Source organism: Nocardioides sp. BE266 (assembly GCF_031457855.1).
GTDB lineage: Bacteria > Actinomycetota > Actinomycetes > Propionibacteriales > Nocardioidaceae > Nocardioides.
Genome location: NZ_JAURTI010000003.1, coordinates 472,467 through 491,481, shown reverse-complemented (window position 1 = coordinate 491,481; position 19,015 = coordinate 472,467). Strand labels below are relative to the sequence as shown.

Annotated in this window: 16 protein-coding genes; 9 read left to right on the top strand and 7 right to left on the bottom strand. The window is 71.7% G+C overall.

Going from position 1 to position 19,015, the window contains the following annotated elements; genetic code table 11:
* From J2X46_RS11020 to J2X46_RS11010, 3 genes are all read left to right on the top strand, one after another.
* Window positions 1-1,398: a hypothetical protein gene (locus J2X46_RS11020; RefSeq protein WP_310250133.1), complete on the top strand. Its 1,398-nt coding sequence runs from the start codon at window positions 1-3 to the stop codon at window positions 1,396-1,398.
* Window positions 1,399-1,607: 209 nt separating this feature from the next.
* Window positions 1,608-2,441 carry a hypothetical protein gene (locus J2X46_RS11015; protein ID WP_310250130.1) on the top strand — a complete coding sequence of 278 codons (834 nt, stop codon included), beginning with the start codon at window positions 1,608-1,610 and terminating at the stop codon, window positions 2,439-2,441.
* A gap of 17 nt (window positions 2,442-2,458) precedes the next feature.
* Window positions 2,459-2,782: a hypothetical protein gene (locus J2X46_RS11010; RefSeq protein WP_310250128.1), complete on the top strand. Its 324-nt coding sequence runs from the start codon at window positions 2,459-2,461 to the stop codon at window positions 2,780-2,782.
* A gap of 421 nt (window positions 2,783-3,203) precedes the next feature.
* Here J2X46_RS11010 and glmS read toward each other — a convergent pair whose 3' ends face one another.
* On the bottom strand, window positions 3,204-5,027 hold the full coding sequence (gene glmS / locus J2X46_RS11005; RefSeq protein WP_310250127.1) for a glutamine--fructose-6-phosphate transaminase (isomerizing): 1,824 nt from the start codon (window positions 5,025-5,027) through the stop codon (window positions 3,204-3,206).
* A 13-nt stretch (window positions 5,028-5,040) separates the two neighbouring features.
* Entirely contained in the window at window positions 5,041-5,301 is a 261-nt protein-coding gene (locus tag J2X46_RS11000; RefSeq protein ID WP_310250124.1) for a hypothetical protein, read from the bottom strand.
* 246 nt (window positions 5,302-5,547) lie between these two features.
* Between J2X46_RS11000 and J2X46_RS10995 the strand changes: the two genes are divergently transcribed.
* Together J2X46_RS10995 and J2X46_RS10990 are read left to right on the top strand one after the other, a co-directional pair.
* Window positions 5,548-5,673 (top strand): hypothetical protein, encoded by a 126-nt coding sequence (locus tag J2X46_RS10995; protein ID WP_310250122.1) that lies wholly within the window; start codon window positions 5,548-5,550, stop codon window positions 5,671-5,673.
* A gap of 170 nt (window positions 5,674-5,843) precedes the next feature.
* Window positions 5,844-6,410, top strand: a complete 567-nt coding sequence (locus J2X46_RS10990) for a YceI family protein (RefSeq protein ID WP_310250119.1) — start codon at window positions 5,844-5,846, stop codon at window positions 6,408-6,410.
* A gap of 159 nt (window positions 6,411-6,569) precedes the next feature.
* Here J2X46_RS10990 and J2X46_RS10985 read toward each other — a convergent pair whose 3' ends face one another.
* Entirely contained in the window at window positions 6,570-8,312 is a 1,743-nt protein-coding gene (locus tag J2X46_RS10985) for a DEAD/DEAH box helicase (RefSeq protein WP_310250116.1), read from the bottom strand.
* A gap of 93 nt (window positions 8,313-8,405) precedes the next feature.
* Here J2X46_RS10985 and J2X46_RS10980 point away from each other — a divergent pair, with 93 nt between their 5' ends.
* From J2X46_RS10980 to J2X46_RS10970, 3 genes are all read left to right on the top strand, one after another.
* Window positions 8,406-9,323 carry a GNAT family N-acetyltransferase gene (locus J2X46_RS10980; protein ID WP_310250113.1) on the top strand — a complete coding sequence of 306 codons (918 nt, stop codon included), beginning with the start codon at window positions 8,406-8,408 and terminating at the stop codon, window positions 9,321-9,323.
* A 193-nt stretch (window positions 9,324-9,516) separates the two neighbouring features.
* Window positions 9,517-10,350, top strand: a complete 834-nt coding sequence (locus J2X46_RS10975; RefSeq protein WP_310250111.1) for a response regulator transcription factor — start codon at window positions 9,517-9,519, stop codon at window positions 10,348-10,350.
* Window positions 10,351-10,487: 137 nt separating this feature from the next.
* The gene (locus J2X46_RS10970) at window positions 10,488-11,258 is read left to right on the top strand and encodes a response regulator transcription factor (protein ID WP_310250110.1); all 771 of its coding nucleotides are present in this window, start codon (window positions 10,488-10,490) and stop codon (window positions 11,256-11,258) included.
* Between the two features lie 9 nt (window positions 11,259-11,267).
* On the opposite strand, the gene J2X46_RS10965 is transcribed toward J2X46_RS10970, so the two are convergent.
* The 4 genes from J2X46_RS10965 to J2X46_RS10950 all read right to left on the bottom strand — a co-directional run bounded on the left by J2X46_RS10965 (window position 11,268) and on the right by J2X46_RS10950 (window position 18,298).
* On the bottom strand, window positions 11,268-14,339 hold the full coding sequence (locus J2X46_RS10965) for an FtsX-like permease family protein (protein ID WP_310250108.1): 3,072 nt from the start codon (window positions 14,337-14,339) through the stop codon (window positions 11,268-11,270).
* Window positions 14,336-16,630: a hypothetical protein gene (locus J2X46_RS10960; protein ID WP_310250105.1), complete on the bottom strand. Its 2,295-nt coding sequence runs from the start codon at window positions 16,628-16,630 to the stop codon at window positions 14,336-14,338. The genes J2X46_RS10965 and J2X46_RS10960 overlap by 4 nt, the downstream gene beginning before the upstream one ends.
* Window positions 16,631-16,724: 94 nt before the next feature.
* Window positions 16,725-17,414 carry an ABC transporter ATP-binding protein gene (locus J2X46_RS10955; protein WP_310250103.1) on the bottom strand — a complete coding sequence of 230 codons (690 nt, stop codon included), beginning with the start codon at window positions 17,412-17,414 and terminating at the stop codon, window positions 16,725-16,727.
* On the bottom strand, window positions 17,411-18,298 hold the full coding sequence (locus J2X46_RS10950) for an ABC transporter ATP-binding protein (RefSeq protein ID WP_310250100.1): 888 nt from the start codon (window positions 18,296-18,298) through the stop codon (window positions 17,411-17,413). Before J2X46_RS10950 ends, J2X46_RS10955 begins: the two co-directional genes overlap by 4 nt.
* Window positions 18,299-18,358: 60 nt before the next feature.
* On the opposite strand from J2X46_RS10950, the gene J2X46_RS10945 reads away from it, so the two are divergent.
* Entirely contained in the window at window positions 18,359-19,006 is a 648-nt protein-coding gene (locus J2X46_RS10945; protein ID WP_310250096.1) for a response regulator transcription factor, read from the top strand.
* The last annotated feature ends 9 nt before the right edge of the window (window positions 19,007-19,015 follow it).

Below are 19,015 nucleotides of genomic sequence, written 5' to 3'. Positions count from 1 at the left end.
ATGCTTCGTCGTCTCGGGGGCTGCGCGGTCGCGCTGGCCCTCCTCGTTCCGGCCCAGGCCACCGCCTCGCCCACGGCTCCCGCCGAGCGCGCGCAGGCCACCACGAAGACCAAGATCGTGAAGCTCGGGCACAAGCCCGTGCGCGCCACCACCTCGACCAAGGTCCGGCTCGTCTTCGAGGGTCGCAAGGGCCAGTTGGTCAACCTCGCCCGCGTCGGCGCGACCGATGAGTGCGGCGGCCGGGTCCTGCGATCCGGCGGCAAGACCGTCAAACACTGGGCGCAGGGCTTCTGGCGCCTGCCGCGCACCGCGACCTACACCGCGATCAACAAGCCGTGCCGCGGCGCCGCCAAGGCGTCCGTCAAGCTCCAGGTGCGCAAGGTGGTCCGTGAGGACCGTCTTCTGCCCGACTCCTCGACCGCCGTGGGCTCCAGCACGAAGGTCACCCACCTCGTGCCGTTCCGGATCCTCGCCCAGCAGATCGCCCAGGTGAACGCCGGCACCTTCGACCTCCTGCGGCCCGACCGCAGCATCGTCCGCAACGTGGGCAACGACGAGCTGGCCCACCTCGTCAGCGACATGCCCGGGCCGATGAGGTACGACCAGCCGAGCCCGGTGGGGCGCTACTTCGCGGTGGTCGACCCCGGTACGACGGTGAGCCTCGGCGTCACCCAGCTGCAGCCCGTCGCCGTGGACGGACCTGCCGTCACCGTGACGCGCGGAACGAAGGACAACGTGGCTGCCTACCTCGTCTTCACGGGCGAGGCCGGCCAGTGGATCTACCCCGAGCTGACCAGCGCGACCAACGACCCGACCGAGGTCCGGTGGTGGATCCCGCAGACGCTCGACGTGCTCGGCGAGTCCCCGGCAGCGGCCCGGGCCACGTGCCCGGGCGGCGACCAGACGTCGTACTGCCCGATCATCCAGCTCCCTGCGAGCGGGACCTACGTGATGAACGTGATCAACGGACCGGGCTACGGCACCGCGGTCAACGTGCGCGTCAGGAGCGCCGCCCGTGCCACCCCGGCCACGGTCAACGGGTCGACGGTGACCTACACAGTGACGAACCCCGGCCAGTGGGTCGTGGGCGAGCTGCCCGAGCTGCCCCGGCAGGCGTCCGGCGGGTCGGACGCGACCGTCACGCTCAGCAACCCCACCGGCTCCCTGGGTGACTGGCGGGTCCGGACGGTGAGCGGCTACGGACGGTGCAACGCCTCGGTCGACTTCGCGGCCTGCTTCGACATCCACGCACCGGCCAACGCGTTCACCATGACCCCCACGTCGCTGACCTCGCCAGCTCCGTGGGACGCCTTCGAGCACTCGTCGGTCGCCATCCTCGCCGTGCCTCCGGGCGCCACCGGGAGCCTCGACCTGGCCGTCACGCGTCCGGCCTCCTGATCCGCCATGAGCACCACATCGAACGGACACCCCATGTTGCGCCGTCTCGGGGACTGCGCCGTCGCGCTCGCCCTGCTCGTGCCCGTCCACGCCGCCACGGGCCGGGGCCGCGGGAGCGACCCCCTGCAGCCAAGCCCGGCGCCGGTCCCATCGCCCGCGACGTCCGCCTCGGTCACCGGCCGGTCCGGTACGACGGTGAGCGCCCCTCGGTGCGGCTCACCTTCCACGCCCGCAAGGGCCGGCTGGTCGAGCTCGCGGACTGGGAGGAGTGGCCGAGCCACCCGTGCGTGCGCAAGAGCCTGCGCACCTCGACCGGGAAGAAGCTGGCGAACTGGGCGACCGGCTACTGGCGCCTGCCGCGCACGGGCAGCTATACGGCAGTGCTGCGGCCGTGCGGTGCCGTCGACGATGTGATCCACGTCCAGGTGCGCAAGGTCGTGGTGCAGGACGCCGTCGTCGACGGGGGCGCCACCGCCGTCGGCGCCGACCCCGACGTCACCCACCTCGTCGGAGCGACCGTCACCGCCGACCAGCCACCGCTCGCGGTCGACGTCAGCCGCACGCCTCGGCACATCGTGCGTCCCGACGGGCGCCTCACCGAGGGCCTCCCCTACGGACGTCTGACGTTCGACCCGACCGGCACGACAGCGTGGTCCGGAGGGCCGGGCCGCTACTACGTCGCGGCCCGGCCCGACACCACCGTGACCGTGACCCGCACGCTCCGGCAGCAGAGCATGCTCGACGGCGCCGAGGTGGTCCTCGACAACCAGGGCGTGGGATCGCGGAGACACGAGGTCGTCTTCACCGGCCGCGCCGGCCAGTGGGTGTACCCGCAGCTGCAGGACACCACCGGTGCGCTCGTCAACGATGGCCAGCGCAACGTGGGACTGATCGGCCCGACGGGCGGCTCGGTCAACGACCGCGTGATGACCAGCTGCCCCGGCAAGGCGACCAGTGAGCAGTGCTCGTACCGGTCGGCGGCTCCGCGCCGGCGGACCTGTTCACGCTGCGGGTCCGGTCCGCAGCCGTTGCCGAGCCACTGACCCTCGACGGACCGGCGGTGACGTACACCTCGACGACGCCGGGACAATGGGTCGTCGGCCCCTACACCGAGCACCTCCCCGGCTACGGCCCGATCGTCACCGCGAGCAACGCCTCGGTCGACCTGACCGACTGGCGGATTTCGCTCGCCAGCGGCTTCCCCAACGTCTGCCCGCCCTACGACACCTCCAACGGATGTCCCGACTACTGGCACGTCACGCTCACCCCGGACAAGCCCCGGATGCTCGCTCCGTCGGACGGCAACGCCGGTCCCTCGATCGCCGTGCTGGCCGTCCCGCCGGGCGTCAAGGGCTCCCTCGAGGTGCGCCTCACCAGCCAGTGACCGAGGCGACAGCAAAATCCACCGGGCACTTCCCACGAACTCCGGACAGGACGCCGGACAGGGTGGGAAGGTTCTCCACGGCGCGCCCCTTGCTGACCCCATGCAGCAAGGGGCGCCCAGTCCATTTCTGTGCTGGTGTGGCTGCACCACCGGACGAGGATCGACCGCCCCGGGCGGGGATTGAATTGACCTCAAGTCAATCCGGACGAAAGCGGGGTTTCGCGGGCCGCTGGTTGAGCAGGGCGCCCTGGCGCCCGTGTCGAAACCAAGGCCTACCGGTGCCCTTGGTTTCGACACGCTCGCTTCGCTCGCTGCTCAACCAGCGGGGGGACTTCGCTCGCTGCTCAACCAGCGGGGGGACTTCGCTCGCTGCTCAACCAGCGGGGAGGTGCGTTCGCTGCTCAACCAGCGGGCGACAGAGCTACTCGACGGTGACCGACTTGGCGAGGTTGCGGGGCTTGTCGATGTCGTGACCCAGGTGTAGCGCGGCGTGGTAGGCCAGCAGCTGGAGCGGGATGGTGAGCAGGATCGGGTCGAGCTCCGGCTCGTTGCGGGGTACGACGATGCGGCGGGCGGCGAGCTCACCGAGGTCGACCTCGTCGTGGGTGATCACCACGAGCGGGCCGTGGCGCGCGTCGATCTCGTGCAGCGCACCGACGTTGCGCTCGGTCAGCTCGTCGTGCGGCACCAGCGCGACCGTCGGCACCTCGGGGTCGATCAGGGCGAGCGGTCCGTGCTTGAGCTCGGAGGTCTGGTAGGCCTCGGCGTGCCGGTAGCTGATCTCCTTGAACTTCTGCGCACCCTCGCGCGCGACCGGGAAGCCGCGCACCCGGCCGATGAAGAACAGGCTCTGCGCCTCGGCCAGCGACTTCGCGACCTCGACCATCTCGTCCTCGCCGCCGAGGATCTCCTCGATCTGGCCGGGCAGCTTCTCCAGACCGGCGACGAGCCGCTTCCCGTCGGCGATCGAGAGGTCGCGCACGCGACCGAGCTGGAGGGCGAGCAGTGCGAAGCCAAGGAACATGTTGGTCAGCGCCTTGGTGCTCGCGACCGCGACCTCAGGGCCCGCGTGGAGGTAGATGCCGCCGTCGCACTCACGCGCGATGGCCGACCCGACGACGTTGATCAGGCCCACGCAGCGCCCGCCCTTGCGTCGTACCTCCTGCACGGCGAGCAGCGTGTCGATGGTCTCGCCCGACTGGCTCACCGCGACGTAGAGGGTGTCCGGCTCGATGACCGGGTCGCGGTAGCGGAACTCGCTCGCCGCCTCCGCGTCGGCGGGGATGCGAGCCAGCTCCTCGATCAGGCCGGCGCCCATCTGGCCGACGTAGTAGGCCGAGCCGCAGCCCAGGATCTTCACGCGCCGCACCGCGCGGAGGTCGCGCGCGTCCATGTCGAGGCCGCCGAGGTGCGCGGTGCCGAAGCGCTCGTCGAGCCGGCCGCGCAGCACCGCCTGGGCGGTCGTCGGCTGCTCGAGGATCTCCTTGCGCATGTACGACGCGTGGTCGCCCGCCTCGTAGGCATCGGCGTCGATGTCGACCTCGGTCGCGGTCTTGCCCGTCGCCGCGAGGTCGTGGTGGCGCATCGTGCTGAAGCCGGCCGCGGTGATCGTGGCCATCTCGCCGTCGTCGAGCATCGCCACGGTCGTGGTGTGGCGCACGATCGCGGCGAGGTCCGAGGCGACGTACATCTCCTTGTCACCCACACCGACGACCAGCGGGCTGCCGTTGCGCGCCGCGACGATGCGGTCCGGGAAGTCGGCGTGCACGACGGCGAGGCCGTAGGTCCCGACCACGGCGCGCAGGGCGTCGCGCACCTTCCCCTCCAGGGTGTCGGCGTCGCTGCGCGCGACCAGGTGGGCGATGACCTCGGTGTCGGTGTCGCTGGCCAGCGAGACGCCGGCGTCGGCCAGCTCCGCGCGGAGGGCGGCCGAGTTGTCGATGATGCCGTTGTGCACCACCGCCACCTGCCCGAGCTCGTCGGTGTGGGGGTGGGCGTTCACGTCGGTCGCCGGGCCGTGGGTCGCCCAGCGGGTGTGGCCGATGCCGGTCGAGCCGGCGAAGCGCTTGGGCAGCGAGTCCTCGAGGTCGCGCACCCGCCCGGCCTGCTTGGCCACCCGGATCCCCCGGTTGCCGATGACGGCGACGCCGGCCGAGTCGTAGCCGCGGTGCTCGAGCCTGGTCAGTCCCTCGAGGACGACCGGAGCGGCGTCCTGGCGGCCGATGTAGCCGACGATTCCGCACATGGGTGGGTGTCTCCTATCCGTAGATGATCCGGCGCAGCTGCCTCTCGGACAGCTCGGGTGGTGCCACGACGCGCTCGCGCAGCTCCTCGGCGATGAGCGCGAAGATCTCGGGGTTCTTCGCGCCGTACGTCTTGAGGCTGGCGTGGCGCGCCCGGACGTAGTCCTCCACCGGCTGGGCGTGGAAGGCGATCACGTCGTCGATCACCCGGGCCGCCTCACCGGGCGTCAGCGACGTGGTGGCGACGACGTGGGACACGAGCGCGGGGTCGGGCACCGGAAGATCGTGCGTCCTGACGGGAGCAAAGGCAACTTCCTGCCCGAAATCGGGCAGAATGAGCGCATTGCCCGGACTGCTGTCCCGAGCACGGCAGTCACACCGGCCACAAAGGGAGGAAGATGCCCCCACTCGCCCTCTCGGAGTAGTCCGAGTGGAGGATCTTCGCCGATCTCCAGCGAAAAGATGGTGCGCGAGTGGGGACGTGATACCTTAGGTGAACAGAAAGTGAACGGGAGGTGTCACATGAGCAAGCACACGACGACTGGTGCGCCGGTCTGCACCTGGGTGGCCGTCACCGATGCGTCGGGTCGCACCCACATGGAGGCACGCTGGTCGATCGCCGGAGCAGCCCAGACCAAGGCCGCCTGAGCGCAGATCCCAGGAATTCGAGCCGCGTCCCCACCGGGGGCGCGGCTCGGTGCATGTCCGGCCCACACCGGTGGCACGGCAAAAACTTCCGCGGCGCGGGAATAAACCGTGGAAGCTCCTCGTTACTGTGGTTGAAAGTTCTACCAACCACCACTTCAGGAGCTCTCCCCATGACCACCGGTTTCGACGCCCCCACCACCGCCATCGACGACATCTCGGGCTCGTACGCCCTCGACGTGAGCCACAGCCGCCTCGGCTTCGTGGCGCGCCACGCGATGGTGACGAAGGTTCGCGGCCAGTTCGGCGCGTTCACCGGCACCGCCACCATCGACGAGGCCACCCCCGCCAGCTCGAAGGTCGAGCTCAGCATCGACGTCACCTCGATCGAGACCGGCAGCGCGGACCGCGACGGCCACCTCAAGTCGGCCGACTTCTTCGACGCCGAGACCTACCCGGCCATCACCTTCACCTCGACCGACGTGAAGCGCGACGGCAGCGACTGGACCATCACCGGCGACCTGACCATCAAGGACGTCACCAAGCCGGTCACCATCGAGTTCGAGCAGACCGGCTCGGCCGTCGACCCGTTCGGCAACACCCGCGTCGGCTTCGAGGGCGAGACCACCATCAACCGCAAGGACTGGGGCCTCACCTGGAACGCCGCACTCGAGACCGGCGGCGTCCTCGTCTCCGAGAAGATCAAGCTCGAGTTCGACGTCTCCGCCATCCAGGCCTGATCCACCGGGCACTTCGTGCCCGTCCTGATCATCGACCGGGCAGTTCGTGCCCGTCCTGATCACCCACCGGGCAGTTCGTGCCCGTCACGCGACAACGCCCCCTTCCTCAGCCGAGGGAGGGGGCGTTCGTCATGTCCGGACGGGCACGAAGGGGGGAGGTCAGCGGGGGTTCTTGCCCTTGTAGCCGCCGCCCCTGCGGTGTCCCTGGCCGCCGTGACCGCCACCGGGACGGCCGCGGTAGGGGCCGTTGTCGGGCTTGATCTCGATCAGCTTGCCGGAGATGCGGGTGCCGGCGAGGCGGTCGAGGGTGCCGGCCGGCAGGTCGGCGGGGAGCTCGACGACGGAGAAGTCGGGCTTGATGGAGATGTAGCCGAAGTCGCCGCGCGACAGGCCGCCCTCGTTGGCCAGCGCGCCGACGATCTGGCGCGGCTCGACCTTGTGCCGCTTGCCCACCTCGATGCGGTACGCCGCCATCGGCGCGCGGCTGCGCGACTCCCGCGGGTGCCGGTCGGCCTTGCCGCCGTGGCTCGAGCGCTCCTCGAAGGACCGCTGGCGCGGCTCGGGCTCCGGCTCGAGCAGCAGCGGCTGCTCGCCGTGCATGACCGCGGCCAGGGCGGCGGCCACGTCGACCTCGGCCACGTCGTGCTCGCTGACGTAGTGCGAGACCACGTCGCGGAAGAAGTCGATCCGCTCGGGCTGGGTGAGCGCCTGGGTGATCTGGTCGTCGAAGCGGGTGAGGCGGGTCGCGTTGACGTCGTCGACGGTCGGCAGCTGCATCTGGGTCAGCGGCTGGCGGGTCGCCTTCTCGATCGAGCGCAGCAGGTGGCGCTCGCGTGGGGTGACGAAGGCGATCGAGTCGCCGCTGCGACCGGCACGACCGGTGCGGCCGATGCGGTGGACGTAGGACTCGGTGTCGGTGGGGATGTCGTAGTTGACGACGTGGCTGATCCGCTCGACATCGAGGCCGCGGGCGGCGACGTCGGTGGCGACGAGGATGTCGAGCTTGCCGGCCTTGAGCTGGTTGATCGTGCGCTCGCGCTGGACCTGCGCGACGTCGCCGTTGATGGCCATCGCGCTGTAGCCGCGGGCCCGGAGCTTCTCGGCGAGGGTCTCGGTCTCGTTCTTGGTGCGGACGAAGACGATCATCCCCTCGAAGTTCTCCACCTCGAGGATGCGCGTGAGGGCGTCGACCTTCTGCGGGTAGGACACGATCAGGTAGCGCTGGGTGATGTTGGCCGACGTCGACGTCTTGTTCTTGACCGTGATCTCGACGGGGTCGTGGAGGTACTTCTTCGAGATCCGGCGGATCTGGGCCGGCATCGTCGCGGAGAAGAGCGCGACGTGCTTGTCGTCCGGGGTGTCGGCCAGGATCGTCTCGACGTCCTCGGCGAAGCCCATGTTGAGCATCTCGTCGGCCTCGTCGAGGACGAGGAAGCGCAGCTCGCTCAGGTCGAGCGTGCCCTTCTCGAGGTGGTCCATGATGCGGCCCGGCGTGCCGACGACGACGTGGACGCCACGGCGCAACGCCGACAGCTGGACGCCGTAGCCCTGGCCGCCGTAGATCGGCAGGACCTTCACGCCCTTCATGTGGGCGGCGTACTTCTCGAAGGCCTCGGACACCTGGATCGCGAGCTCGCGCGTCGGTGCGAGGACGAGGGCCTGCGGGGTCTTCTGGGAGAGGTCGAGCTGCGACAGGATCGGCAGGGCGAAGGCCGCCGTCTTGCCGGTGCCGGTCTGGGCGAGACCCACCACGTGGCGACCCTCGAGCAGCGGCGGGATCGTGGCCGCCTGGATCTGCGAGGGCGTCTCGTAGCCGACGGCGGCGAGGCCCTTGAGGACCTCGGGCGAGAGGCCCAGGTCGGAGAAGGTCTGCTCGGGCACTACGGGCTGGTCGTCACTCACCCGACAACGGTAGGGCCTCGCGCGGGATCATGACATTCCGCGAGCCCGGATATCGGCGCGACAAGCCCCCACGTGAGCAAGCACACTCCTGCCATGGCAGACAGCGCTCCTCCGCTCCCCGCGGGCCTCACCACCCGCCCGCTCGAGAAGACCGACGCGCACGCCGTGTTCGTGCTGATGGCTGCCCAGGAGCAGGAGGACATCGGCACCGTCGCGATCGAGGAGGCCGACATCGTCAGCGACTGGGCCCGGCCCAGCCACGACCTCGGTGCCCGCTCGGTCGGCGTCTTCGACGGCGACACCCTGGTGGCGTACGCCGAGCTGATGGGCGCCGACCGCGCCGACACCTCCGTGCTCCCGAGCCACCGCGGCCGCGGCATCGGCACCTGGCTCGCCCACTGGCTCCAGGACCTCGGCCGCCGCATGGGGTCGACGGTCATCGGGATGCCGGTCCCGCAGGGGTCCCCCGGCGACCGCCTGCTGGAGGACCTCGGCTTCCACGTCCGTTGGACCAGCTGGGTGCTCAAGCTGCCCGAGGGCGCGACGATCCCCGACCGCGACCTCCCCGACGGGTACGTCGTACGGACGGCGGAGGCCGGTGAGCTGCGGGCCGCCCACGACGTCCTGGAGGACGCCTTCCTCGAGTGGTCGAAGCGCGACCGCGAGCCGTTCGAGGACTTCGCGGCCTCCACGTCCGGACGCCCGGGCTTCGAGCCGTGGAACCTCCGCGTCGCCCTCGACCCCGCCGGCGAGGTCGTCGGCGTCTCGGTGGTGCTGGTGTCCGACAACGGCGCGACCGGGTACGTCGACCGGCTCGCCGTGCGCCGCGACCAGCGCAACCGCGGACTGGCCCAGGCGCTCCTCGTCGACTCCTTCGCCCGCGCCCGCGAGCACGGCACGACCACCTCCGAGCTCAGCACCGACTCCCGCACCGGGGCCCTGAGCCTCTATGAACGGGTCGGAATGGTGGCCGACAGCACGTGGGTCAACCGTGGCATCGACCTGGTCTAGCCGAGGAAAGCGTGGTCGAACGATCGATATTCAACTGAAACCGAGGTATCACGCGGTGGTCTAGACCCCGATGCCGCCCGGTGGATTGAGGCTCCCACAAAGCGGGTATGCCACTTACCATCGATCGACGCCGTTCGGGCGGTGCCACGGCGGGGGCGTGGGGCTCCTGTCTGGAAACTGTGGGGGGTAGGACGTGCAAGATCTTCATGCTCTGGTCGTCGAGGACGATCCGGACATCTCGTCGGCGTTGGTGGAGACCCTCGAGGGGGCGGGTTTCCGCGTGACGTCGGCTCGTGACGGCAGGGCGGCGGTGGACGTGGCGGCAGCCGATCCGCCCGACCTGGTCACGCTCGACCTGACGCTGCCGCACATGGACGGCATCGAGGTGTGCCGCCGGATCCGCGAGACCAGCGACTGCTACATCGTGATCGTCTCCGCCCGCTCCGACGAGGTCGACAAGCTGATCGGCCTCGAGGTCGGCGCCGACGACTTCGTTCTCAAGCCCTTCTCGCCGCGCGAGCTGCGGGCCCGGGTCGCGGCCCTGTTCCGCCGCCCCCGCTCGGCCACGCTGGTCGACGACACCCCGGTGGCCACCGCGCCGCACGTGCCGAGCCCGTCGCAGCCTGCCGACGAGCCGAGCGTGATCGCCTGCGGCGCCGGCCTGGTCATCAACTCGGCCCGCCGCGAGGTCCAGGTCGACGGCGACATCGTCGACCTGACCCGCATCGAGTACGACGTCCTGGAGTACCTCGCCACCCACCTGTCGCGGGTCTGCACCCGCGAGGAGATGGTCCTGGCGATCTGGAGCAGCGCGCTCACGCACGACCACCACCTGGTCGACGTGCACGTCGCCAACCTGCGCGGCAAGCTCCGGCGCCACTCCGACGCCACCTGGATCCACACCATCCGCGGCATCGGCTACCGGATGGACAAGGAGGGCCAGCAGCAGGGCCGCCGGGCGGGCGGGGGCCCCTACCTGGTGGCGCGCTTCGACTCCGAGGACTGGGCCCGCGGCCTCGACTTCTGAGCACGACGCACCCGCCGCGGACCGGGCGTCGACCGGGCGTCGGTAAAGCCTCGGTCCACAGCACCGCACACATCTGGTGGGCGCTCCGACGGCCCCACTAGACTCGACCAGCGGGGGGATAGGCGGGGGCACACAACATGATCAACCAACGCACGGCCGTTGTCGTCGAGGACGACAGCGACGTGGGTGAGCTCATCTCGGGGCTGCTGGACCAGGCAGGCTTCGTGGTCACTGTCGTGCCCACCGGCGCCGAGGCGCTCGCGGTCATCCGCGAGCAGATGCCCGACCTCGTCACCCTCGACCTGTCGCTGCCCGACATCGACGGGGTCGAGGTGTGCCGGCAGGTCCGGCTGATCACCGACTGCTACGTCATCGTGGTCAGTGCCCGCACCTCCGAGATCGACCGGCTCATCGGCCTCGAGGTCGGCGCCGACGACTACCTCGTCAAGCCGTTCTCGATGCGCGAGCTCCAGGCCCGCGTGGCCGCGCTGTTCCGCAGGCCCCGCACCACGACCGAGCTCACCCCCGAGCCGCGGCGCGCCGTCGCCGCGACGGCCGCGACCAACGGGCACGCCAGGTCGGAGCCCGGTCAGCTCGGCTGCGACGACCTCAGCCTCAACACCGGCGCCCGCGAGGTGCGCGTGCAGGGCGAGGAGGTCGACCTGACCCGCACCGAGTTCGACCTGCTCGCCCACCTGGTCAGCCACCCCGGTGTCGTCGTGCCGCGCGAGGACCTGCTCCGCGCCGTCTGGGCGACCGACTTCGTCCCCGAGAGCACCCACGTCGTCGACGTGCACCTCGCCAACCTGCGCCGCAAGCTCCGTGCCGAGGTCGACGGGTCGATGGAGCACGAGTGGATCCGCACGATCCGCGGCGTCGGGTTCCGGTTCGACCCCTGCTGCACCTGAGCCGCAGGCTCAGCGCGCCGACTCGCGCAGCGTCGCGCCGCGGGCACCGCGCACGGTCATCGACGCGCTGACCAGCGCGACGGCGCCGAACACCGCCGCGGCCAGCAGCGCCAGCACCACCAGACGCAGTGGCGAGATGGCCGCCACCAGCGCCGGCGTCGTGGTGTCGTCGGCGTACCCGAGCGTGATGGTGCGCAGCACCACCCACTGCGCCAGCGAGCCGGCCAGGATGCCCGCCAGGGCGGCGCTGCCGAGCACGACCGCGAGCTCCCTCACCACCGCCACCATCACCGCGCCACGAGGTACGCCGACCACGCGCAGCGCCGCGGCGTCGCGGCGGCGGGCCGGCAGCTGGACAGCGGCGCTGACGAAGAGGCCGGCGAGGGCCATCACCAGCACCAGCGCGGCGACGACGCCGTAGAGCCGGAGCGCGAGGGCGTACGCACTCTGGTCGAGCACGTGCCGCTCCTGGGCGAGGGTCGTCCCGACGCTCAGCCCGGCCTCCGACAGCGCCTCGGTGATCGAGGACGGAGTGCCCGCGCGGGCCAGCACGTGCACGGTCATGAGGTTGTTGTAGACGGGCCGGTCGGTGATGAACGAGGAGTAGTCGACGAGCAGGCCGGACGGGCCGGTGAACGGCATGCCCTCGATCTGGCCGACGCGGTCGACCGGGATCAGGCCGTAGCCCTCGTCGAGCTTGGCGATGGCGCGGTCCTGGACCTTCGGGCCCGACAGCGCCAGCCGGTCACGGGTGAGGCCGCCCGCGGTGAGGCGGGCCATGCCGACCGAGTCGCCGGTGTCGACCGTCAGGTCGAGCTCGCCGCCGGCGTCGGTCATGTCCGTGATCGAGGTGCGCACGGCCGGGTCGGGGGTCGGCGTCCAGCCGGCGCCGTCTATCCCACCCTCGACCGGGGTGCCGTCGACCGAGATGTCGGTCAGCCGGAGCGTGCCGGACATACGGGTGTTGGTGCCGGCGCCGCCGGCGAGGGTCATGCCCTCGAGCGGGCAGCCGTCCTTGCAGAACGGGATCTTCGTGGCGTGGGTGCTCTCGCCCTTCGGGTAGGGGCCGAGGTAGGCCTTGAGCGGCGTGCCGCCGCGACTGCCGAAGCGCACCTCGACGGCGAGGTCGCGGTCCATGTCGGCCCGGTTGTCGATGGTGATCGAGAGCCGCTTGCCCTGCACGGTCGGGACGACGCCGCCGGGCTTGATCTCGTCGACCACCTGGTCGACGTCGAGGCCGGGGCTCCAGGTCGGCGGCCAGGTCGCGACCCGGGCGAGCCGGCTGCTGTCGACGATCGAGAAGTTGGCGCCGGGGTTGGCGGCGCTCGCGGCGGCCATGATCCACTCGCCGTCGGGGTCGATGCGGCGGGTGAGGTCGACCGCCTCCGACATCGTGAGCGTCGTCGACCACGTGGTGTCGGCCGGCGAGGCCGTCGCCGCGACGCTCGTGCGCCACGTGGCGGCCGAGTCGTAGACGCCCGCACCGAAGACGGCGACCGCGATGGCGGCGGTGATCGGCAGGATCACCAGCGTCCCTTCCTGACGGCGCGAGATGGCCCGCGAGGAGACGAAGCCGCTCAGCGACCGGCCGCGCGACCGCGACGTCCACCAGGTGGCGAGCACCGCGGTGAGCTTCGTCGCGGCGAGACCGGCGACGACCGCCAGCAGCACCGGCAGGACGAGGTCGGTCGCGTCGGGCTCGCCGGGTCCGCTCGCGGAGAGCTTGCTGGCCAGCACGGCCACCGCGAGGGCGACGAGGGTGAGCTGGGCGATGACCGACCAGCGGCGCGCGGCGACCGGACGTCGTACGCCGGCGAGCTGGGACGCCAGCGACTCGCGGACCACCAGGCCGACGGCCACGCAGGCGACGGCGAAGGCGGCGACGAGCACCAGCCCGGCGGCGATCCAGCTCGCCGCGGGGAGCGGTAGGGGCAGCCCCGGGACCAGCCAGCTGCGCACCAGCAGCACCGAGAGACCGAGACCGAAGCCGGCGCCGATCGGGATGGCGATGAGCAGCAGCGCGAGCGGCTCGGCGAGGCCGAGTCCCCAGAGCCTGCGCGCGGTGACGCCGCGCAGCGAGGCGAGGGCGAGCTCGGGCACCCGCAGCTCGCTCGCGGCGTTGAGCAGCCGCATCAGCAGCGCGAGCGCGACGAGCACCAGCGACAGCACGGCAGGGGCGATGGAGCTGCGGGCCGTGGACTGCTGGAAGCGGACCTCGTCGACGACGTCGGCGAGGGAGTTCGTGTCGTCCTTGCGGAGCGTGCCGCCCTCGACCTCGAGCTCCGTGTCGCTGGGCAACGCCTTCGCGGCGGCAGCGGCCTCGTCGAGCTGGTCGGGGGTCAGGTCCGGCGGGACGTCGAGGGGCGTGTCGACGCGGATGGTCCAGGAGCCCATCGCGGTCACGGTGTCCTCGGTCGTGATCAGCGGGCCGGGCTGGTAGGGCGTGTAACCGCCGTTGATGGTGGTCTGCTCGTTGGTGCGGGTCAGCCGGCCCGGGATCAGCCACCCCTCGCCGGGGCCGGGGGTGTCGTACGTGCCCACCACCGTGACCTCGGACAGGCCCGGTCGCGGCAGGTCGAGGTCGATGACGCCACCCGGCTCGAAGATCGGCAGCTGGAGCGGCTCGCCGAGCTCGACGCTGTTGGCCTCGGCGTCGGCGGTGAGCATCAGCACCTCGCCCTTCTTCTGCGGGCAGCGGCCCTCGATCGCGAGGTGCTCGCAGGCGTCGGCGCGCGACCAGAAGGTCACCACGCCGCGCAGGGCGCTGAACTTCTCGGAGACGACGGTGACGTCGGGCTCCTGCCACGGGCCGGTCGTGAGCGACTCCGACGCCGCGACCGCGTCGCGCCGCGCCTGGTCGAGCGCGGTCCCGGTGTCGGGGGTGAAGATCCGGCTGAGGCCGGTGAGCCCCTGCGGTGTCTCCTGGAGCCGGGTGACGACGTAGGAGTTGGTGACGGCCTCGGAGAAGACCGGGCCGAGGACCGCGGACCCGATGGCGAGCGCCGTCAGCAGGACCGATCCGGCCGAGAGCAGGGCACGGGCGCGCAGGCCGCGGAGGATGGCGCCGAACAGCTGGGTCATCGACCCTCCTCCTCGCGCAGCAGGCTCGGCTGGGTCGTGGCCGAGCGCACCGCGCGGGCACGACCTCCGACGAGGACCACCGCGACCGCGGCGATGACCGCCGGGACCGCGAGCGGCCACAGGTGCGGCGTGGTGTCCACGGGCATGCCGGCCGCGGGGTTCGAGAGCAGCGGGATCCCGCCGAGCAGCAGCGTGACCGCGAGCCAGCCACCGGCGACGACGATGCCGAGCACCAGCAGGGTGAGGCTGATGAGCTCGGCGCGGCCGGCCCGGCGGGCCGTGGCCACCGAGATGCCGAGGACGCGGAGCGACGCGACGTCGCGGCGGTAGTCGCGCAGGTGCCGCGCGACACCCGCACCGAGGGCGAGGAGCGCGACGAGGGCGCAGGCGAGGGCGGTGAGGGCGTACGCCACGGACTGGGCGCCGCCGTACTGCTCGCCGAGCGCGTCGCGCACCGAGTCGAACGTGCGCCACGACGAGCCCGTCGCCTTCGCGACCTCGTCGAGCATCGCCTGCGGCGTGCCGGCCGCGGCGACCACCTGGACCTCGGCGGAGGGGACGGTCGGCCCCGACCCGACGGCCGAGGTGCGGATGTCGGTGAGCAGCCCGATGCTGCCGAGCAGCGGCAGCGTGCGGGCGACGCCGATGACGTCGGTGGCGCGGTCGTCGCCACCGAGGTCGAGGGCCTGGGGCTTCGACTCGTCGGCGACCAGCGCCGGGACGGCCGAGCCGACGTCGAGGTTGAGCTCGAGGGTCACGCTCGGCAGCAGCGCCACCTGCAGGCCGTCGGGCCGGTTGACCACGATGTCGCGGGGCGGCTCGTAGCCGGGGAAGAAGTTGTTGCCCAGCAAGGTCTCGATCGCCCCCGGGTCGGGGATCCAGGTCCGGCGGGAGAGGTCGGTGTCGCCGAGGGTGAAGCTGTGCACGAGGAACGTCATGCCCCGGTTGTCGAAGACGACGTCAGCACCGCGGGCGACGTCGATGCCGGTGATCGTGCAGCCCTTGGCGCAGTCGCGGACCCGTACGGACTTCGTCACCGAGCCACCGTCGCGCGGCACCACGAAGGTGACCGCGGCGGAGCCCGTGGCGTTGGCGGAGGTGACGTAGTGGAGGGTGAGCTCGGCGTTGCCGCCGCCGAAGGGGACGCGCTCGCCGTCGGGGCCGATGAAGAAGCGGACCTTGGGCACGTCGATGCCCGAGGCGGTGACGGTGAGCCGGTCGCCCTTCACCTGGAACGGGTCGGCGTCGGTGCTCAGCCGGTCGACCGCGTCGGAGGCCGCGCGCGCGGGAGTGCCGTCGTAGAAGCCTCCGACCACGGCGTCCCAGCGGTCGGCGTCGACGTAGGCGCGGCGCTCGGGCAGGCGGTCCTCGTTGCGGACGATCGCGGTGGCGATGAGGTGGGTGGCGTCGGGGTCGACGCGCTCGGTGAGCTCGACCGCTCCCATCGCACCGGTGTCGGCGGTGATCACCCGCGCTCCCGGCACCTCGACGCGGGACTGGTCGTCGGTCCAGCCGCTGACGCTCACGGCTCCGCTCAGCGCTAGCGATCCCACGACCGCCGCCGCGACGACGAGGCGGATCGGGGTGACCAGGTCGTCGGCGCGGGCCAGCCGGCGGGCCGCCAGGAAGGCGCCCATCCCCCGCCTCTCGGTCGTCGGGGTGAGGCCGCGCGCGGCGATCCGGATCACCCAGATCGCCAGCTGGCCCAGCGCCAGGCCGACGAGGGCGGGCCCGACGAGGACCACCAGGTCGGGCTCGCCGTCCGCCCCCCTGCTGCGGTACGACGCCACGCCGGCGCCGACGAAGACCAGGACGCTCAGGAAGATGGCCAGCGTGGTGGCCCGGCGCGGGCGACGTCGCGTCGACACCTGCACTGCCAGCGGTTCGCGCAGCGCGGCGGCGGCCGACACGCCGACGATCACCAGGCCGACGCCGGCGATCGCGGCGGTGGCCAGCAGCGCCGGCCGGCCCCACGGGTCGGCAGCCTCGTCGAGCCAGGTCTTCGTCGCGAGCACGGTGCCGACGGCGCCGAGGGCGAGCCCGACCAGGGCGCCGACCACGATGGCGAGCAGCGGCTCGAGGAGCAGGAAGCGCCACAGCCGCAGGCCGTGGATGCCGCGCAGCCGGGCCAGCCCGATCTCCTCGCGGCGCGCGACCGCGAGCTCGGCGCCGATGCTGGGCACGGCGACCGCGCCGAGGAGGAGCAGGGGTGCGGTGAGCCACGGCGAGAGGTCGGCGGCGCGGGCGAACTGCAGCACCGTCACCGCTCCGGCGACGACGACCACCGTCATCAGCACCAGGGTCGTCAGGGCTCCCCGACGGCTCCAGGCGCCACGAAGGACACGGCTCAAGGACGTGACCTCTTCAGGCTCGACGAGGCCGCGCTCACCGGACGACCCGGCCCTCGTCGAGGGCGATGTGGAGGTCGCAGGCCTCGACGACGGCGGGGTCGTGGGTGGCGACCACGACCACGGCACCGCGGGCGGCCTCCTCGCGGAGCTCCTGGAGCACCACGCCGCGGTTGCCCTCGTCGAGCTCGGAGGTGGGTTCGTCGGCCAGCAGCACGTCGGCGCCGACCACGAAGCCGCGGGCGCAGGCGACGCGCTGCATCTGGCCGCCGGACAGCTCCTCGACCTGGCGCTCACCGAGGTCGGCGATGCCGAAGCGGGCCAGCGCGGCCTCCGCTGCCTCGTCGGCGTCGGCAGGCGCGACGCCGCGTGCGCGCAGCGCGATCGACACGTTCTCGCGGGCGGACAGGATCGGCACCAGGCCGTAGACCTGGAGCACGAACGCCACCTCGGGCAGCGGGTCGCCGCTGCCGGTCCACATCTCCTGGCCGTCGCCGAGCACGGCGGTGCCAGACGTGGGCTGCAGCAGGCCACCGGCGATGGACAGCAGCGTGGTCTTGCCCGAGCCGCTCGGGCCCGACAGCGCGGTGACCTTGCCGGCCGGGAAGACGACGCTCACGTCGTCGAGCAGCGTGCGCCCGGCGACGTACGTGATCGCGTCGAGGCGCAGCTCGGTGGTGGATGTCTGGCTGGACGTCTCGGGGGACGCGTCGGCGCGGTGGCTCATGACGGGCTCCCCTCGCCGCTGGCGCGGGTGACGATGATGCGGCCCTGGTCGTCGTCCTCGAAGCGGACGAGCGTGCCGGGGGGCCACTCGGCGGCGATGTGGCCGGGCAGGTGGAGCACGCCGTCCTCGCCGACGACGGCGTACTCGGAGCCGCCGTGGCCCTCGGCGCCGACGCGGCCACCCTTCATGGTCACCGTGCGCGGGAACGTCGCGGCCACCTCGGGCTGGTGGGTGACGACGACGATCGTGGTCCCGAAGTCGTCGCCGAGGGAGTGGATCAGGTGCAGGACGTGGTCGCGGTCGGCGTGGCTGAGCTGGCTGGTCGGCTCGTCGGCGAGCAGCAGGCGCGGCGAGGTCGAGACGGCGCAGGCGAGGGCCAGGCGCTGGCGCTGGCCACCGGACATGGTGGAGACGACCTGGTCGGCCTGGTCGAGCAGGCCGACGCGGTCGAGCAGCTCGGTGTCGGCCAGCGCGTCGTCGCGCTCGGAGCCGGAGAGGGAGAGCCGGGCGAAGGCGATGTTCTGGCGGGCGGTGGCGTAGGGCAGCAGGTTGCGCGTGGAGCCCTGCAGCATCGTGGAGACCTGCCGCGATCGGATGCGGGCGAGGTAGCGCTCGCCCATCCGGGAGATCTCCTCCTCGCCGAGGAAGATCTTGCCGGCGCTGGGGCGCTGGATGCCGCCGAGCAGGGCGAGCAGCGTCGACTTGCCGGAGCCGCTCGGGCCGAGGAACGCGACGCGCTCGCCGGGGCGGATGGTCAGGTCGACACCGCGCAGCGCCACCACGTCGTGGCCGCCGAAGGTCTTGTAGAGGTGGACGACACCTTCGCACCGGATGCCGAGACCACCTGTGCGGGTCTCCTCGACCGCAGTCGCGCTCTCCCGCACGAACCCCCCTTATGAGTGAACAACGGCTTCAAGATACATAAACTGACGTACGTTGAACGCATGGTGATTCGAGTCGCGCTCGTCAATGACGACGAGGTCGTCGTGAGGGGCCTCGACGCGATGATGCGCAGCTACAGCCATCGCGTCGAGGTGGTCGAGCTCGTGGCCGGCAAGCCGGTCGCCCAGCCCGTCGACGTGGCGCTCTACGACACGTTCGGGATGGGCCAGGGCAACGGCGAGGCCGTCAAGCGCCTGGTCGAGAGCCCGCAGGTGCGCACCGTCGCGGTCTACACCTGGAACTTCCAGCCCTGGCTGACCCGCGACACCCTCAACCAGGGCGTCCGCGGCTATCTCTCGAAGAGCCTGCCGGCCGCCCGGCTCGTCGACGCGATCGGTGCGATCGCCGCGGGCCAGGTCGTCGTCTCGCCGTCGCGCGGCCGCTCCGCCCTCGTCGGCGGCGACTGGCCCGGCCGCGAGGAGGGCCTGACCGCGCGCGAGGCCGAGGTGCTGTCCCTCATCACGATGGGGCTGAGCAACCAGGAGATCGCCGAGCGCACCCTGCTCTCGCTCAACTCCATCAAGTCCTACATCCGCTCGGCCTACCGCAAGATCGACGTCGACTCCCGCTCCAAGGCGGTCCTCTGGGGCGTCGAGCACGGCATGCGCGCCGACCGGGTGCGGATCAACGGCTCGCCCGCGCGCGAGTGACCGGCGAGT

Coding starts and splice junctions, on each gene's coding strand:
- J2X46_RS11020 (WP_310250133.1), top strand. CDS start 1: ATGCTTCGTCGTCTCGGGGGCTGCGCGGTCGCGCTGGCCCTCCTCGTT.
- glmS (WP_310250127.1), bottom strand. CDS start 5,027: ATGTGCGGAATCGTCGGCTACATCGGCCGCCAGGACGCCGCTCCGGTC.
- J2X46_RS10995 (WP_310250122.1), top strand. CDS start 5,548: ATGAGCAAGCACACGACGACTGGTGCGCCGGTCTGCACCTGGGTGGCC.
- J2X46_RS10990 (WP_310250119.1), top strand. CDS start 5,844: ATGACCACCGGTTTCGACGCCCCCACCACCGCCATCGACGACATCTCG.
- J2X46_RS10980 (WP_310250113.1), top strand. CDS start 8,406: ATGGCAGACAGCGCTCCTCCGCTCCCCGCGGGCCTCACCACCCGCCCG.
- J2X46_RS10970 (WP_310250110.1), top strand. CDS start 10,488: ATGATCAACCAACGCACGGCCGTTGTCGTCGAGGACGACAGCGACGTG.
- J2X46_RS10965 (WP_310250108.1), bottom strand. CDS start 14,339: ATGACCCAGCTGTTCGGCGCCATCCTCCGCGGCCTGCGCGCCCGTGCC.
- J2X46_RS10960 (WP_310250105.1), bottom strand. CDS start 16,630: ATGACGGTGGTCGTCGTCGCCGGAGCGGTGACGGTGCTGCAGTTCGCC.
- J2X46_RS10955 (WP_310250103.1), bottom strand. CDS start 17,414: ATGAGCCACCGCGCCGACGCGTCCCCCGAGACGTCCAGCCAGACATCC.
- J2X46_RS10945 (WP_310250096.1), top strand. CDS start 18,359: ATGGTGATTCGAGTCGCGCTCGTCAATGACGACGAGGTCGTCGTGAGG.